This window comes from Peribacillus sp. CSMR9 (assembly GCF_033141925.1).
GTDB lineage: Bacteria > Bacillota > Bacilli > Bacillales > DSM-1321 > Peribacillus > Peribacillus simplex_A.
The window spans coordinates 1-16,828 of the sequence record NZ_JAOPHO010000071.1; the positions used below are offsets into that span (position 1 = coordinate 1).

Here is a 16,828-nt window from a genome sequence, read left to right on the forward strand (position 1 = left end):
CAATTTTTGTTACCTTTTAACTCACTCTTCATTATCCCTTCATAGTAAAAAACATCGGTATTGTTCTTTTTCTATGTTTTAAAAGTTCCTGCCTAAATTCTATCCAGCGAATAGCCATTTAAATAAAATTTGTAACATGACAGTTATAAATTTATATGAGTATGATTACTGAAGTAACATTAATCGGTAAAGTTTTCTCATTAAGTTTACCGAGGTAATGTAACCTTTATATGGTTACCCAACATTATGGGCTTGTTCTTCCTCATCATATATAGCTGAGCTGTTAAAAAGGACACTTAAATACTTGTATTTTGCAAGTATTTAAGTTGATTAATATCAAGAAACTCAGTGTCGGCCAAGTATCATTTCTAACCGCCCTTATAATAATGAAGTAAAAATCCCATATACGATCAATAATTACTTATCAATATTAAGCACCTTTGCGAAACGAAGCCCAGCCTTCGTTCATGATTTTCGTTTCCAGCTGCGGCCAGAAATAAAGCATCTCTTCCCTGATCATCGTCATGATATCCCGTTGCCAATCGGATAGGTCCCTGCTGTACTGTTCAATGAAAAGCATAATATCCTTTTCTGGCCTTGGCGGGAATTTTTTTCTTTTTTTAATGTTGGATTTCTTCGGTTTATCCTTATTATCAAGATTCCATAAATCATCGTATTGTGTGGCTGTCGGTTTTGCTTCCTCTTCTTCTTCCTCATCTTCCATCGTCCAGGCAAGCTTCGGTCTCATCAGCGACGGATCGATATGTTCTTCAATGGCTAAAAGTGCATCAAGGAAAGTTTCCACTTCCTTTTTGCCATGCAGGATTTCATATTCACGGATTCTTTCTGCCGTGGCCGACATACTTTCCACCATATCTCTCTTAGTATTATTGAAACGTACATTATTCTTAAAAAAATCACAATGGGCCAAAACGTGGGCGACAATCAATTTATTTTGTACTAGTGAATTGGAGTCCAGCAGAAAAGCGTAACAAGGATTAGAGTTAATGACCAGTTCGTAGATCTTACTTAATCCAAAGTCATACTGCAGCTTCATTTTATGAAACTGCTTCCCAAAGCTCCAATGAGAAAAACGGGTCGGCATCCCATAGGCACCAAATGTATAAATGATTTCTGATGGGCAAATTTCATAACGCATCGGGTAAAAATCCAACCCGAATCCAGTTGCTATTTCTGTAATTTCACTAATGGCATATTCCAGAGCCTTTTGCTCCGCTCCATTCATCCGATATCCCCCTTGTCTTCCGCCTTTAAACTAATGTATGAAAAAAAGGAGGAAAAATGCCGTGATCATGAGTAAAGATCCTCGATAATAAAAAAACACCTCCATGAAGAAGATGTCTGTTCAAATGATTCATGCAGTTCTGTACTCGATCTTAATTTCCCTACTCTATTAAAATTTTGCGAATTCCGTATTCACTGCCCCCTTTTTCGCTTTTGACCGAATCCAGGAAATGATAAGCGCTGCAATGATTACAAAGCCTAAATATCCTGTGACGGGGTATACCGTTCCAACCAATTTTATGAAGCCAACGAAACTTGCAAGGAAGGCGAGGATCCCTACCATTATCACGGATATTTTAAAGCGTCTCGTTTCGGCAGGAACCAACCTGGCTGTGAATGCATACAGCATCCCGACAGCGGTATTATAAATCATTCCTAAAAGGATGATTGATAGGATATATCCCAACCATGGAGAAATCTGATTCGCTAAATGAAGGGTAGGCATTCCTGAACCTTCTATGCCCTTCAAGTCGGACATCATCCCCAAATTGATTAACAATAGCAAGATTCCCAATCCGATACCTCCCAGAATCCCTCCAATACCAGCCTCCTTCTTATTCTTGAAGGTCCCTCCCATTACGGCTAGCATGGCAATTCCGGCAGTCATATTATATGAAACATAAAGTAATGAACCCATTATCCAGTTTCCGGTTGCAGCATTTCCTTTACTTGAAGATAAAATGATTTCATTGAAACTTAGATCGGATGTGAAAAATGAATAACCTGAAATAATGATCATGATAACAAATAAAAACGGTGTGACGGCACTAATGATGGACATTATTTTATTAACATTAAGTAAGAGCGTGCCAATTGTCAGCACTGTCATGACAATTGCACCAACTATACTGGGAATCCCGAATTGTTCTTCAAAAATCGTTCCGGAACCAGCAATCATGATGACAGTAACGCCAAACAAGAAAAATGTGATAATAACATCGACCACCCTGCCTAAATAGCGGCCACAAATATGTTCGATGATGCTTTTATGGGAGCGCGTTTGCAAAGTGCTCCCCAATTGCGTAACCTGCATGCCTAAGAACGCGAATAAAGCTGTCGCAACCACAATTCCCAATACACTGTAGATTCCAAAGCTAGTGAAGAATTGTAATACTTCTTGTCCTGAAGCAAAGCCTGCTCCAATGATGATTCCAATATATGCCCCTGCAAGATTTACACTGTTTTTCATATCAGACCCCCGCCCTAATTAAAAGATTATTCTGATAACTCGGATTAAATGAAATATCTTCTCGTTCATCACAATCCCTGATCCGTAATAGCTTCCCAGCTTCAGTAATTTTTACGATCCATCGCCCATGAAGCTGGGTAGAGCCATTATTCCAACTCTTGGTCATTTATCATTTCGTATATCTCTTACTATGGGAAGTGAATTCATCGACCGCAGCGTAATTGACTTCATAGCCAATGCCTGCCGCCTTTGGCACAGTTATGACTCCATCTTCCACTGTAACCTCTGGTTGAATGATGTCCTTATGCCAATAATTCGCGGATGCTGCCGTATCACCAGGCATCGTGAAGTTATCAAGTGTTGTCAATGCGATATTATGGGCACGCCCCACACCGGATTCCAACATGCCTCCGCACCAAACCGGAACATTTCTTTCTTTACATAATTCATGTATTTTCATTGCTTCCGTTAAACCGCCAACCCTGCCGATCTTAATATTAATGATTTTACAGCTTCCCAATTCAAGGGCTTTTCTTGCATCTTCCACGGAATGTATACTTTCATCCAAGCAAATCGGTGTTTTGATTTCCGCCTGTAATGTGGAATGATCGACAATATCGTCTGATGACAAGGGCTGCTCGATCATCATTAAATCAAATTGATCAAGTTGTTTCAGTAATTCGATGTCTTTCAGCCGGTAAGCGGAGTTTGCATCCGCCATGATCGGAACATCGGGATATCGACTGCGTACTTCCTTGATTACATCTACATCCCATCCTGGTTGTATTTTCATTTTGATTCTTTTATACCCATCTCTCAATCCAGCTTCTATCTTTGCCAGTAATTCAGGTACCGTTTTTTGGATGCCGATGCTGATTCCAACATCGATTTTTTTTAGGTCCCCGCCTAAAGCCATACTTAATGGGACATTCTTTTCTTTCGCATATAAATCCCAGATGGCCCCCTCGATTGCCGATTTTGCCATATTATTTTTACGAATATGCGAGAACATATCCGATACATCACGAGGATGCTCTATTTCTTTATTCAATACAAGCGGAATTAGGAAATCCTCCAGCATGGTCCAATTGGTTTTTATGGTTTCTTCGTTATACCAAGGTGCTGAAAACGCCACAGATTCAGCCCAGCCCGAAAGCCCCTCTCCATTTTTCACTTCCACAAGTATGAATTCCTTATCTACAAATGTTCCAAAACTTGTTGTAAATGGAGCTACCAAATCCATATTTAAATGACGTAAACGCACTTCTGTTATTTTCATCCCGATTCCCCTCTTATTCTTGTTTTTTTAATAAATAGTTTTGAATGGTTTCACCTTGTTCCCGTTCGATCCCGGCTGCAACATATCCTTTGGCAAAAAAAGCTTTGAATAATTCACCGGTTTTTAACCGCCAATCAATCGCAAGGCGGAGATCATCTTTTTTGATTTTTTGAATATCTGTCGGAATGGGTATAGCGACCACGTCGGCATTGGTTTCCAAATGATAATCCTTGATGTAAGGAAAGCCTTGGTCATTCATTTCTGTCGTTACGATGTGTATGGCTTTATCAGGAAGCGGTGTCTCTTCCTTTGCTCCCTGCCCTATATTCCATTCCACCATAAAACGATCAGTGGACAATCCTTCATTGAGGGTATCCTTCATATTTCCATAACAATCTTCCATATATGTTGAACAAACCGCTTTTAGTTTACCGATATTCAAGTTTGCGTTCACACTTTCCAATGGATCATATGTCCATGTAATTAGATTGTAGCCTTTTTTGAGCGCTTCTTCTTTTTGTGCCAGTTTAAGTAATCTGCCGTAGCCCTTCTTTTGATGAGCCGGATGGATGGCTAACATATGTGAACAAAGAAACACCCTTCCATCCTTGAATCCCGGGAAACTGTATTGAAATCCAACTAACTGGTCATTGAGGTAACCGCCTAAAACAAGCCCTCCGTTTTTGACTGCGGTAATCGTCTGATGGGTAGGAACGCAATCCATGCCCCATACAAGGATTTCAAGACGCTGTACTTCTTGTAAGTCCTCTAGTGTTGTTAGGGATTTAATGATTAATTCATCAGTCATGTAGGTGTCCCCCCTCGCCATATTTCTCGAAAGTGAATATGATGGCCTTAGTCAGGATTTCAATTCCCGATAACAAAGCATCTTTGTTGAACGTCATGTTCGGATGATGGAGCCCTGGTGTCAAATTACATCCCAACCCAAGCATCGTCGCTTTGAGCTTGGGTCTTTTCAGCGTATAAAAATGAAAATCCTCTCCTCCAGTTGTAATGACAGGCGCTACCAGATTTTCTTCTCCGAGTGTATCGGCTATCGCTTCAGCCATTATTTCCTGGGCTTGTTCGTTCACGATTGCTGCAGCAACGTTGGTTCCCGGTTCGAGTTTCATTTCAACTCCATGGACAATGGCCAAGGATTCGGCAACTTTTTCCACCTTTTTGGTGAGCTCTTCCATGACAGCATTATCCTGAGCCCTTAAATCCAATGAGAAAGTGGCTCTCCCTGGGATGATATTGGAACTTTCGCCCCCAGCAAAAAACTGCGTCATTTTTACTGAATAAGGGATGAACGGATTGAGATGGATACCATTTAATAAAGTGACGAATGCTGCTCCTATCTCGATGGCATTTTGCCCTTGATGCGGTCTGGCTCCATGTGCATCCGTCCCCGCTATTTCTCCTTTAATGAACTGGGCAGCCCCATGAATAATGGCTGGAGCCGCCTGCCCATCCTTCACTTCCTCAACTGGCCTTAAGTGCACTCCATAAAGGAAATCGACATCATCCAAAACTTTCTCTTCAATCATCTTCAAGGCGCCCGTACCTTTTTCTTCAGCAGGCTGAAAAATGAATTTCAGCTTACCTCTTGGTCGAAAGTCCATTTCCTTCAATACCAGGAAAACTCCAAGCACCAAGGTCATATGCCCATCATGTCCACATGAATGATTGGCCTGAAACGTCCCATGCACCTCCTGCCAAAGTGCATCGATATCCGATCGTAACCCGACTGTGAAATTCCCATCCCCGATTTCCCCAATCACTCCTGTACAGTCTTCGAATGATTTTACCTTGCATTGATTTTCCATTAAAATATTGGAGATGAATGCTGTCGTACTCACTTCATTCCAACTCGTTTCAGGATGTGCGTGTAACTGGTCGAAGATATCGATGATACGCGGCCTTAATTTTTCGATTGTTAGTTTGATATCCATTTCTGTCTCCCCCTTAACTTCCGGCTTAATTGGCTTGACTTATGACTTTATTTCAAAAGAAATATTCGTCTTGATTGAACGCATCATATATAGCCTTTCTTTTTTTAAAACCCTGTTCATCTTTAATCGATACACCAGCTACTATGCTATTCAATAATGAGAATAAAACCGGTGCCGTATCGATAGTGGAAGTCCTTGGTGTTGAAATAGGCAATAAAATGTCAGTGTAGTCAGCAATCGGAGCCAATTCAGAATCCGTTACGCCAATTACAAATGCACCCGCTTGTTTAGCCATTTCCGTAATTTTCACAGTTTCTTTCATATAACGGTGAAATGAAATGGCTACAAAGACGGAATTTTCAGTCATTTTATTCATCAGTAAAAAAATATCATCAGTATCCGGCCTATATAAATGGACCTCCTCCCTCACAAGCCTCAGTGTAAAGGTTAACCAATGTGCCGCAGAAAATGATAACCGATGTCCGGATATCAAAACATTGTCGGCTGCCGCCAATTTATCAACCGTTTTAGAAAAATCTTCATTTGATAAATTTTTGATTGTCTTTTCGATACTGACGATATCCTGCCCCATCACTTGAGCCATGAAGTTTGGTTGATTCGCAGCTTCAAGTTTTGAAGAATGATATTCATTCAAACTGCTGCTCTCGAATATCAACTGATTTCGAATAAGTTTTTGAAGTTCCGCAAATCCACTTAACCCCAATGAATAACAAAAGCGGATGATGGTCGTTTCACTCACACCTATATCATTCCCGAGCTTTTGAGCTGAAGTGACTGCAAATGTATGTGAATGTACTAACAAGTATTTTGCTACCTTTTTTTGGCCAGTTGATAAACCAGGGAATACTTCTTTAACTTTTTGCTGTAATTCCATAAAAAATCCCCTCTGAAGCAAGATATGAATCCAAGACTTCTAATATGACAATATGAAGTTTTTACTTCATCAATAATAAAGAGTATTTTATCATGGGACTTTTAATAAAACAATAATATTCAGAATTTTTAATAAAAAGAAATGTCAATGTACCTCAATCACAAAAAAACCACGAAGATGAACTCCATGGTTTCCTTATCTTTATTTATTTTTTATGACGCTTTGCATAGCCACATCGTTTACATAATTCTTCAACTGCACATCTTCTTGAAAAACCATCATACATATTTTTAGCCCGTTCACCATTTAAAATATCTTCAAGTGACGTTTCAAATATATTCCCCAGTGGAATTTTCCCTTCACTATCCAAACAACAAGGTACGACTGTACCATCCACCAAAATGCCTAACTGATCTCTAAGAGCATAGCAGAAAATATTCTCATCGATAATGTCACGGTCCAATTCTGGCCACTCGAATTTTTCAGCCATGTTTATATAAACACGGTCCTTCAATTTAATATTATTCTTCTGCTGAAGAGCTTCACTTAAACGAATGTCCAATGAAAGCTTCTCCTCCAACATGCTGAGAATATCGTCGTTCAGGCCATTACTCGCTTTTAGTTCATCCGTATCCATATTCCATAAACGAATGGCACAAATCATTTCACTTTTTTCATTTGCCTCATTTATGAAATCGGCAATATTACTGACATATGAGTCGAGACTATTGCTCGTATCGTTTGCCTCGAAGCTATGAAGTGAAATATTCACCTGACGAAGGGCTTTTTTGGAGAGCAGCTTTTCTTTGACCTTTTGAATCAAAGTACCGTTCGTTGTTATATTCACCTTTAGGCCATTTTCTGCACTGATATCCAGGAATGTACCCAAATTTTTATTTAAAAAGGGTTCACCCATCAGATGAAAATAAATGTGATCGGTGTGCGGTTTGATTTTCTCGATTACATGTGTAAACCCTTCAGGATCCATGAATTTAAGAGTCCTTTGCAAGCTGGAGCTTGGACAAAAATTACACTTCAAGTTACATATATTTGTAATTTCCACATAAACTTTCTTAAACTTTCTCATTTTCTAATACCCCTACAATCAAGCTTATTGTTTCAATCTGATACTAACTATACTGGTTAGCTGCTCATAAATGCAATGAAAACTTCATGGCAGCGGATATCAAGGAATGGATAGGTATCACTTCACTGTGGCAACTAATCCGATATCCACCATTTTCCGGACAATCCTTTAAAGAAATCAGAAAAAAACATCTTCTCGAGGTGAAGATGTTGGCTAAAATTCAAACCTTTTATTTTTGTTCTGAATTTACTTTCTTTTTTGCTCAGTGACCTTTAAACTAAGTAATTTTTCATTTTTCAAATCATGTTGTACGGTCACGATAATATTGAACTCATTTCCCTTATCCGCGACTAAAAAGATGAAAGCGTCTTCGACAAGATTTTCCGCTACAGTTTTCCTACCCTTATATTCGTAATCGGTAACCTCAACTTCAGGATAATCTGCCTGCACTACGGCAATCGCAATCTTTCCGTATTTTTCGTAATCGGGTTTTTGGGCCTGTGCTGAAATGGACCCTGCTTGTATAATCAAAAAAATCCCCATTAACATCACGATGACTTTTTTCAAAATTGTTCCTCCTCATATTTTCCTCTTAATATTATTATGTAAGATTGTTCATTTGTTATGCAGCTGCATCGCTTCTTTTACAAGCATGATTCCAACTGATCGATTCCTTTTCCATTCCTCAGGAAATACACTTAATGGAGGATTGGTTTCATCCACTAAATAACTAAGTTCGATTGTCATTCCCGGGCGGTGGAATTCAGTTATGAACCAATCCGTAAATCCACTTCCTACCGCTTCTTTTTCCGGAAAGGTCAGTTCATACCCAGTCAATTCCGATGTTTTTTTGGCAATCCCATAATCCCTCACCATATTTTCCCGTTTATTTTTGTAATGCCAAAAGATTTCCCTTCCTGAGGTATGATAGGCAACAGCAAGAAGGGGATCGATTTCCCTTGTAAAATCCGCAAGCGCTTTAACTTCAGCTGCTTCAAGTGGTTTTTCCCCTTTATAAAATTGATAAGATGGTTTTTTTTCATGACTCATGACTTCTTTCCATCCAGACGGATACTGCCTATTTAAATCAATGCCCTTGGCGTTGGCTTTCCATCGCGACCAATTCTTGCTATATCCGTTCATTTTCCATACTGCTGCCTTTTCAAGTATATTTAAGTTTGATAAATCTCCTTGCTGGATGCTGACTCCATCTGGATTAAGCATCGGGATGAACCAGATGCTAACTTCATCCAATGATCCCGACGGGTATTCTCCAACAGGCTTGCCCGCTCGATAAGCGGCTGCATAGTCTTCAAGCATGCTCATTAAAAGTTTGGAGCTGAGCCATTCCCGCCCATGATGTGACCCCACAAACAAAATCGATTTTTTTCCTTTTCCTAACTTGACTGCTTTTATATCTTTTCCCTTTTCAGTTTGACCGATTATTTGAACGTCCAATTCATACTGGTGTTGGATTCCTTGCAGATCCATTTCCATCCGCTCAGGAGAATACACCTCTTCTGCGAGTGTGGTTTCAGGAAAAAAAAACAGGACAATTACTCCAATTACCATTATTTCTCTCATGTACTCACCTTTTTTTTTTATTCAGGTAAAAAGCAACAACCGCGGTCCAAATACATCACCACTTATTGTAAGGAAATGTTCAGCCCGATCTGAACAAAATACAAATAGCTCCTTATTAAGGGGGAGAACTACATGAGGATTGCGGATTATGATCAGGCATTGTTTCACACACACCGTTCTGATTGGGACAGCTTGTTAGTATTGATGGTTCGGACGAAAGATCATTTTCTTTCAAAAAAAATAGAACATTTTTTGCACGCATACCGGTTTGAGCATGATTACCAAATTGTTCAATCCCAGTTGTATGCGCTGCTTCGTTATCTAGATCATGCGGCAGAAAAAACAAGTGATTATTTAAGTGAACTTCCAAGCTTAAATCAACTATAGTTTTTGCAAAACGGGAAAATTTATACAAGAAGATTGATTTTCGGGGATTTGACTTTGGCTGGTGAACCCTATAAAACAAGGAAGGGTCAGGTATGAAAATACCTGACCCTCATTTCATTATTTTTTCATTGTTGCATACGCAGCTGCATACATTTTAAGATCTTCAAGTAAACCTTCCACAAGTACGGCAGACTCTTCAAGTAAACCATCATTTTCATAATCGAAGCAATGTGGATCCAGAACCAATTGTTTGGCGATCACATTTGCATAAAGGCTGCGGCCCACTGTTCTCATTGAATTTAAGGCGTTGATCCCACCTTTTCCTCCGCCGGAGACAGCCAATAAAGCGACTGGTTTATGCGTGAATTGTTCATTGCTTAGAAAATCCAAGGCATTTTTCAAAGCTCCACTCATGGAACCATGATATTCCGGAGTGGTCAGGATCACGCCATCCGCTTCCCCGATGCTTTTCCGAAGACCTTGAATCACTTCCAATTGATATTGCTCACCTTCACCTGAATATAAAGGGATCTCACTATTGCTTAAATCAATAAGTTCCGCTCCGTATTTCTTGGAAATGTAGCGTGAGGCTATCCCTGTACGCCCTTGTTTACGTGGTGAACCATTAATGATTACTAATTTCATGAATATTCCTCCATTATCCCTTATTGCCGCTCACTCTAAATTCAATAATTTACCGATGTTTTCCGAGGTCACTTGCCAATACAGTATACCAAAACCGAAACCGAATTTCCTTGAATTTTGCTCATTCAAATTTCCCAGAGGCCACTTTAAGATACTTTTACACGAAAAAAACGAAAGACCGCAAATCTTTCGTTTAGCTTTTCATACCTTTAAACTAACGCTTCAATCTTGCCCATGAAATCTGCCATGACTCCCGATAACTTGGACTCAGCTTCTGGCATTGATTTACCTTGGACACCGAAATAGAATTTAATTTTCGGTTCAGTACCTGAAGGACGGAGGCATACCCATGTACCATCCTCAAGGAAATACTTCAATACGTTTGATTTCGGAAGCTCGATCAGTTCTTCACCCTCGGAAAGTAACGTACGCTTTTTGCTGCTTTGATAATCTTCTTCAACGACCACTGCGATTCCAGCTATACGAGAAGGCGGGTTTTGACGGAATTGATTCAAGATTCCTTGAATCTGTTTCGCTCCCTCAATGCCCTTTAAAGTTAATGAACGCAACCCTTCTAGGTAGAATCCATATTTTTCAAACACATTCAGTAACCCTTCATAAAGCGTCAATCCCTGCTTTTTATAATAAGCACAGACCTCAACAGCCAGCACAGCCGCTTGAATGGCATCTTTATCACGTGCAAAGTCTTTAATCAGATAACCATAGCTTTCTTCATATCCGAACAGAAAGCTATGTTCCCCGCTTTCGTTATACTGATTTATTTTCTCGGCGATGAACTTAAACCCGGTAAGTACATCAATCGTCTGCAAGCCGTAGGACTCCGCAATCGTCCGCCCGATTTCCGAGGTGACGATTGTTTTTAAGACGACTCCATTTTGGGGAATATTCCCTTTTTCTTTTTTCTGGGACAGTAAATAATCAAGGAAAAGGGCGCCTGTTTGATTTCCAGTCAGGACAACATATTGACCCATCTCGTTTTTCACAGCAATTCCAAGCCGATCGGCATCTGGATCCGTTGCTATCAATAAGTCCGCTTCCACTTTGTTTCCAAGCTCGATTGCCATTTCAAATGCAGCTGGTTCCTCTGGATTTGGAGATTTGACTGTCGAAAAATCAGGATCTGGAAGTTCCTGGTCCTTAACTATATGCAAATTTTGATACCCTAAGCTTTGCAGTGCCCGCCTGACGGATTTATTTGCCGTTCCATGAAGCGGCGTAAAGACGATTGACACATCTATTTCCTCGGCAAGCCTTGGATTCTCGGGAACAGTGAGCAACTCTCGATTATATGCTGCATCCAATTCCTCCCCAATCATTTCGATGAGGCCCTGCCCTTTAAGAACTTCCGCTTCTTCAACCTGAATTTCAAGCTCATTTTCAATGGCATCCACATAGCTGATCACTTGATCCGCTGCTTCCGGTGGCAATTGTGCCCCATCTGGTCCATAAACCTTGTAACCATTATATTCAGGCGGATTGTGGCTTGCCGTAATGACAATTCCAGCAAAAGCATTCAGCTCGCGAACGGCAAATGATAATTCTGGTGTCGGACGCAACTCATCGAATAAATAAGCCTTCACCCCAAATGTCGCCAAGGTTTTAGCTGCTTCTAGTGCAAACTCCGGAGACTTATGTCTCGAATCATATGCAATCACAGCCCCTCTTCCTTTTGCCTCTATCCCAAACGAAGAGATATATTGGGCCAACCCTACCGTTGCCTTCCTTACAGTATAAAGATTCATCCGGTTCGTTCCAGCTCCGATTTCCCCACGCATTCCGCCTGTTCCAAATTCTAAATTCTTATAAAAGGCATCTTCGAGTTTTGCTTCATCCCGCTGCATTTCCTCAAGGAGGACACGTAATTCCCCATTTAAATTCTGGTACCCTGCCCAAGTGGTGTATAAAGATTTCCAATCCATCTCCAACATCTCCTCCCAAACGCCTTATTTGTTATTATTATGTAGCTGGCTTACATATACAAAATTATCATATATATTCCAATAAATGAAGTAAAGGCTCGTAATGAATAGAACCGCATCAGCGTTCATCACATCACGAGCCCGTATACCTTTTATTTTCCGCCTTTTTGATAATGCAGTTTATAAATATCATGGCGGCGGTCTTTCAATTGCCTTACAGTACCTGACTGCCGTTCTCGCCGTAAGATCTCCAAATCAACATCGCCAATCAGGACCATCTCAAGGTTCGGGCTGGTTTCTCCGACTATGCCGTCACGTGCAAATTCGAAATCCGATGGAGCGAAGATTCCCGATTGAGCATATTGGATATCCATATTTTCCGTTTGAGGCAGATTCCCCACCGTTCCGGAGATGACGGTATAAATTTGATTTTCCACAGCACGGGCCTGGGCACAATAACGAACGCGCAGATAGCCTTGCCTGTCTTCTGTACAAAATGGAGTGAATATGATCTTTGCCCCCATATCGGTAGCAATCCGGGCAAGTTCCGGAAACTCAATATCATAACAAATTTGTATCGCGATCTTCCCGCAGTCCGTATCAAAGACACGAACACGGTCACCAGCGTTGATGCCCCACCATTTTCTTTCATTCGGTGTGATGTGAATTTTATATTGCTTTTCAATCGTCCCGTCACGACGGAATAAATAAGCGATATTATAGATGTTGTCATCATCTTCTTTTACGAAATGGGAACCGCCGATGATATTGACGTTATACCTTACTGCTAAAGTGGTGAACAATTCAATGTACTGCTCCGTGAAATCGGACAGTTTCCGTACAGCCAAGCTTGGTGATCTTTCATTTAAGAAAGACATCAACTGGGTAGTGAACAATTCCGGGAATACGGCAAAATCCGCATTAGCATCCGAAGCCACGTCGGTGAAATACTCAACTTGGTTCGCGAAGTCCTCGAATGAATCGATTTTACGCAGCATGTATTGTACGACGCAGATCCGTACCGGTTCGGATGTTTTATAATAACGTTTTGTTTTCGGCTGATAATCGACGTTATTCCACTCCATGAGAGTAGCATACTTATTGGATTGCAGATCATCCGGCAAGTAATTCGGATTGATCCTCATTAGCGTGAAGCCATTTAAAAGCTGGAACGAAAGGACTGGGTCATATATTTTATGCAATTGCACCTCTTTGACATATTCCCTTGGTAGCAATTCCTCCGCATGTTTATGGTAATTGGGGATCCTGCCGCCTATAATGATGCTTTTTAAATTCAATTGGGCAACAAGTTCTTTCCTTGAATCATATAGTCTTTGACCAATTTTCATCCTGCGGAATTTAGGATGGACCATGACCTCGATTCCATATAAATTATAACCGTCCGGATTATGATTCGTGATGTATCCATTATCAGTTACATCATCCCATGTATGGCGATCATCATATTCGTCAAAATTAATGATGAGGCTGGAACATGAGCCAATCACTCTACCATCATATTCAGCCACAAACTGTCCTTCTGGAAAAATCGCCAGATGGCTCTCAAGCTGATCTCGCTTCCAGGGAACCATTCCAGGAAAGCAACTCGACTGTAGAGCAATTATTTCATCTATATCTCCTAGCCTCATATTACGTATTTCCATTATTTTTTCATATTTATGCAGGTCTAAATTTGGCATTTTCCTCAGACTCCTTTAATCTCTTCCGTAAGAATTATACCCCTTATTCAAAAATTAAAACAACTGAACCTACCCAAGGTTTTCAAAATTCCATTGATAAAATCATTCTTAATGTCCCAGAAAAAGAATATATATTTTACAGACGCAGTCCATACATACTATACTTTTCATGAGAGCAAAAAGAGATGGGGAAGAGGAACCATGAACAATACAAAACGCAGTGTGGAAAACTTATGTTTGTAGCCTGGCTGCTTCCATCATTGCTTTTTCAGGAAGCTTATATTTTTCTGAAATGAAGCAATATGAACCATGCTCGCTCTGTTGGTATCAGCGGATCATCATGTATCCTTTTGCAATCATTTTAGGAATTGCAATCATTCGAAAAGATTATTGGATCAGCTTTTATACCATGATACTATCCGAATCGGGTGCATTCATTTCCACTTACCATAATTTGATACAAAAGGTCTCATTCTTTCTGACCACACCCTTGCATGCTGAAGGGTTTCATGTACAGTACAATATATTAACGTATTGGGTTTAATTACTATCCCATTCCTAGCCTTGACTGCATTCGTCATTATTTTTATATGCAGTTACATCGTATGGACAAGATCCAAGGAGGTTGCAGCTTAATGAAGAAAATGGCTATAATTTTAGTAATAATCGTCGCGCTATTTGTCCTGCTCGGCGTTTTTACAAACATGAAAAAAGAAGAAAAATCAAAAGGAAATCCATACGGCAAAGATAAGCTCAAATCAGCTACTGTCGATCAGCTGGATGATCCCAATTATCAAAACTTGATCCTGCCTGAAGAATTGGAGCAGGACCTTCAAGATAATAAAGATGTGACCGTTTATTTCTATAGTCCTTCGAATTCGATCAGTCAAAAAACCACACCCGTCGTGGCACCTTTGGCAGAAAAGTTGGGAATCGATCTAGTTCAATACAACCTTTTGGAGTTTGAACAAGGCTGGAGCGATTATGGCATCAAAAAGGAGCCGACCATCGTTCACTATAAAAATGGACAGGAACAAGAACGGATCGTTGGCTTTAATAAAGAGGAAACCTTCGAGAAATGGTTCGAGGACCACGATATTAATTAAGGATGAAAAAAATGAGCCGGACCTAACGGAAATCTTCACCCGTTATAGCCGGTTCATTTTTTTTGACTTATACTAAATATTGATTGGCCACCTTGATATCCATCATCTGCATCTCATTACCCGCTTCATGATGTATATGTGAAAAATGGTCATAATAAAAAGGGAAGAATATTCCGCATTCATTCAATAGAGTGATGTTATGTTGGAACAATTCTTCAGACTTAGATTCCATCACTATAGAATCTTCTCTCTTCTGTTTATCCAATATCGACATGAGGATTTGAAGACATGTCATAACTTGAAATGCATCTCTTAATGTTGCTAAGTAAGTAAAAGAACCCTGATTCGGCTTCAAAACGCCAATCTCACGAAAATGAAGGATTTCACTTTCCGTAAAGTATTTCGGAAATACAGATTCGTAGAAACGAGAAACGAGACTCGCTATTTCTTGCTCTTGTTCTTCAGTTGAAGAAAAGACCGTCTTCACTAAAAAAACCACCTTTTTTCAGATCCGTTAGACCTATCTAATATATGTATACTCTAGGACAAGCGATTTCTTTCCCAATAGAATAACATAAAAATTGTAAAAAATATGTGGTAATTTCCACCACGAAAATCTTAGCAATAGGTCAAAGGTTATTTTTTTCATTTAACCACAACCAAACAAGGCGAAAGTAGGAATGAAATTGGAAAATTTCAATATAACTAACCAACATTTATTAATAGAAGTACTTGACAGCTGGAATGGATTAACATTGGAAAAGCTTTTTAGGGAGCGGTGGAAAGCCCCAAAGAAGTTGGTGCATGAGTGGAGGATGAGTAAAGAAGTGACAGTGAACGGCAATTCCGTCACATGGTCAACTGTCCTTACTGAAGGAGATACGGTCAGCATCCCCATGCTGGATCAAGCTGAAAATGAAACTGTTAAAACGGCAGACTTAGGAATATCCATCTTATATGAAGATGACCTGTTGTTGATAGCCAATAAACCGGCTGGAATGGATACTCACCCTTCTCTCCCAAGTGAAGCACACTCCCTCATCAATGGAGTTGCGCACCACCTTCGGCAAACCGGCCAGACCTGTATGATCAAGCATATTCATAGGCTTGATCAAGATACCACCGGTGCGGTCCTTTTTGCCAAAAACCGCCTCATTGGGTCCATGCTGGATAGAATGTTGGAAGCAAGGGAAATCAAACGGACTTACCTTGCTTTAGTCGAAGGAAACATAAAAAAGGATGAAGGCGAAATCAAAGAAAAAATTGGCCGGGACCGCCACCATGCCACGAGACGAAGGGTTTCCCCTTCAGGTCAGACCGCAGTTACCCATTACCGGGTGCTCAATCGCGATCCCAAGAAAAACTTGACGCTCGTCAGCTGTACTTTGGAAAGCGGCCGAACCCACCAGATCAGGGTACATTTCAGCCATCTGAATCACCCTTTGGCCGGAGATACCCTTTATGGAGGAAGAAGGACTTTCCCACGTCAAGCCCTGCATGCACGAAAAATCGAATTCATCCACCCCATTTCCGAGGAAAAGTTGATTATTGAAGCTCCTTTCCTGGATCGACCTGAAATATTCAATTTTCACATATAATAGAAAAACACCGTTCCATTGGAACGGTGTTTCAGACTGTAGACAAACTCGATGAAAATCGAGTTTGTCTATTTTTATGGCTTGTACAATTTGGCCGTTGATTGGAACGTAGGGCACTCGCTTTCCGCGGGCGGTCGGGGAGCCTCCTCGGCTTTCGC

At 40.4% G+C, this 16,828-nt stretch carries 16 protein-coding genes and 1 pseudogene; 4 read left to right on the plus strand and 13 right to left on the minus strand.

Translation table 11 applies throughout. From position 1 onward, the window contains the following. Positions 1-445: 445 nt before the first annotated feature. The 9 genes and pseudogenes from N9I19_RS20885 to N9I19_RS20925 all read right to left on the minus strand — a co-directional run. Positions 446-1,246, minus strand: a pseudogene (locus tag N9I19_RS20885) (SpoVR family protein); the annotation flags it as partial. Between the two features lie 168 nt (positions 1,247-1,414). Then, positions 1,415-2,494: a YkvI family membrane protein gene (locus N9I19_RS20890; protein ID WP_317778866.1), complete on the minus strand. Its 1,080-nt coding sequence runs from the start codon at positions 2,492-2,494 to the stop codon at positions 1,415-1,417. A 169-nt stretch (positions 2,495-2,663) separates the two neighbouring features. Continuing rightward, positions 2,664-3,773 (minus strand): o-succinylbenzoate synthase, encoded by a 1,110-nt coding sequence (menC, locus tag N9I19_RS20895; RefSeq protein ID WP_317778867.1) that lies wholly within the window; start codon positions 3,771-3,773, stop codon positions 2,664-2,666. Positions 3,774-3,786: 13 nt separating this feature from the next. Then, positions 3,787-4,581 carry a GNAT family N-acetyltransferase gene (locus N9I19_RS20900; protein WP_089364700.1) on the minus strand — a complete coding sequence of 265 codons (795 nt, stop codon included), beginning with the start codon at positions 4,579-4,581 and terminating at the stop codon, positions 3,787-3,789. Beyond that, positions 4,574-5,728 (minus strand): M20 peptidase aminoacylase family protein, encoded by a 1,155-nt coding sequence (locus N9I19_RS20905; protein ID WP_317778868.1) that lies wholly within the window; start codon positions 5,726-5,728, stop codon positions 4,574-4,576. The genes N9I19_RS20900 and N9I19_RS20905 overlap by 8 nt, the downstream gene beginning before the upstream one ends. A 52-nt stretch (positions 5,729-5,780) precedes the next feature. Further along, positions 5,781-6,623 (minus strand): MurR/RpiR family transcriptional regulator, encoded by an 843-nt coding sequence (locus tag N9I19_RS20910; protein ID WP_317778869.1) that lies wholly within the window; start codon positions 6,621-6,623, stop codon positions 5,781-5,783. 205 nt (positions 6,624-6,828) lie between these two features. Continuing rightward, on the minus strand, positions 6,829-7,710 hold the full coding sequence (locus tag N9I19_RS20915; RefSeq protein WP_061461871.1) for a radical SAM/SPASM domain-containing protein: 882 nt from the start codon (positions 7,708-7,710) through the stop codon (positions 6,829-6,831). 246 nt (positions 7,711-7,956) lie between these two features. After that, a complete protein-coding gene (locus N9I19_RS20920; protein ID WP_317778870.1) occupies positions 7,957-8,277 on the minus strand; it encodes a DUF3889 domain-containing protein in 321 nt (106 codons plus the stop codon). 48 nt (positions 8,278-8,325) lie between these two features. Next, on the minus strand, positions 8,326-9,294 hold the full coding sequence (locus tag N9I19_RS20925) for a M14 family zinc carboxypeptidase (protein ID WP_317778871.1): 969 nt from the start codon (positions 9,292-9,294) through the stop codon (positions 8,326-8,328). 132 nt (positions 9,295-9,426) lie between these two features. On the opposite strand from N9I19_RS20925, the gene N9I19_RS20930 reads away from it, so the two are divergent. Next, positions 9,427-9,681, plus strand: a complete 255-nt coding sequence (locus N9I19_RS20930) for a YhdB family protein (protein ID WP_061461868.1) — start codon at positions 9,427-9,429, stop codon at positions 9,679-9,681. A 117-nt stretch (positions 9,682-9,798) separates the two neighbouring features. Here the strand turns inward: N9I19_RS20930 and N9I19_RS20935 are convergent, their stop codons facing one another. The 3 genes from N9I19_RS20935 to N9I19_RS20945 form a co-directional block, all read right to left on the minus strand. Further along, positions 9,799-10,326: an NADPH-dependent FMN reductase gene (locus N9I19_RS20935; RefSeq protein WP_061461867.1), complete on the minus strand. Its 528-nt coding sequence runs from the start codon at positions 10,324-10,326 to the stop codon at positions 9,799-9,801. A 209-nt stretch (positions 10,327-10,535) separates the two neighbouring features. Further along, complete coding sequence (locus N9I19_RS20940) at positions 10,536-12,266, minus strand: phospho-sugar mutase (RefSeq protein WP_317778872.1); 1,731 nt, start codon at positions 12,264-12,266, stop codon at positions 10,536-10,538. 152 nt (positions 12,267-12,418) lie between these two features. Further along, positions 12,419-13,966, minus strand: coding sequence for a carbon-nitrogen hydrolase family protein (locus N9I19_RS20945; RefSeq protein ID WP_061461865.1), 1,548 nt, complete (start codon positions 13,964-13,966; stop codon positions 12,419-12,421). Positions 13,967-14,258: 292 nt separating this feature from the next. Between N9I19_RS20945 and N9I19_RS25330 the strand changes: the two genes are divergently transcribed. Then, positions 14,259-14,510 (plus strand): disulfide bond formation protein B, encoded by a 252-nt coding sequence (locus N9I19_RS25330; protein WP_411730699.1) that lies wholly within the window; start codon positions 14,259-14,261, stop codon positions 14,508-14,510. A 91-nt stretch (positions 14,511-14,601) separates the two neighbouring features. Beyond that, on the plus strand, positions 14,602-15,072 hold the full coding sequence (locus N9I19_RS20955) for a thioredoxin family protein (RefSeq protein ID WP_284471631.1): 471 nt from the start codon (positions 14,602-14,604) through the stop codon (positions 15,070-15,072). Positions 15,073-15,139: 67 nt separating this feature from the next. On the opposite strand, the gene N9I19_RS20960 is transcribed toward N9I19_RS20955, so the two are convergent. Then, positions 15,140-15,559, minus strand: coding sequence for a DUF5365 family protein (locus N9I19_RS20960; RefSeq protein WP_125163472.1), 420 nt, complete (start codon positions 15,557-15,559; stop codon positions 15,140-15,142). Between the two features lie 193 nt (positions 15,560-15,752). On the opposite strand from N9I19_RS20960, the gene N9I19_RS20965 reads away from it, so the two are divergent. Beyond that, entirely contained in the window at positions 15,753-16,670 is a 918-nt protein-coding gene (locus N9I19_RS20965) for an RluA family pseudouridine synthase (RefSeq protein WP_317778873.1), read from the plus strand. Positions 16,671-16,828: the final 158 nt, after the last annotated feature.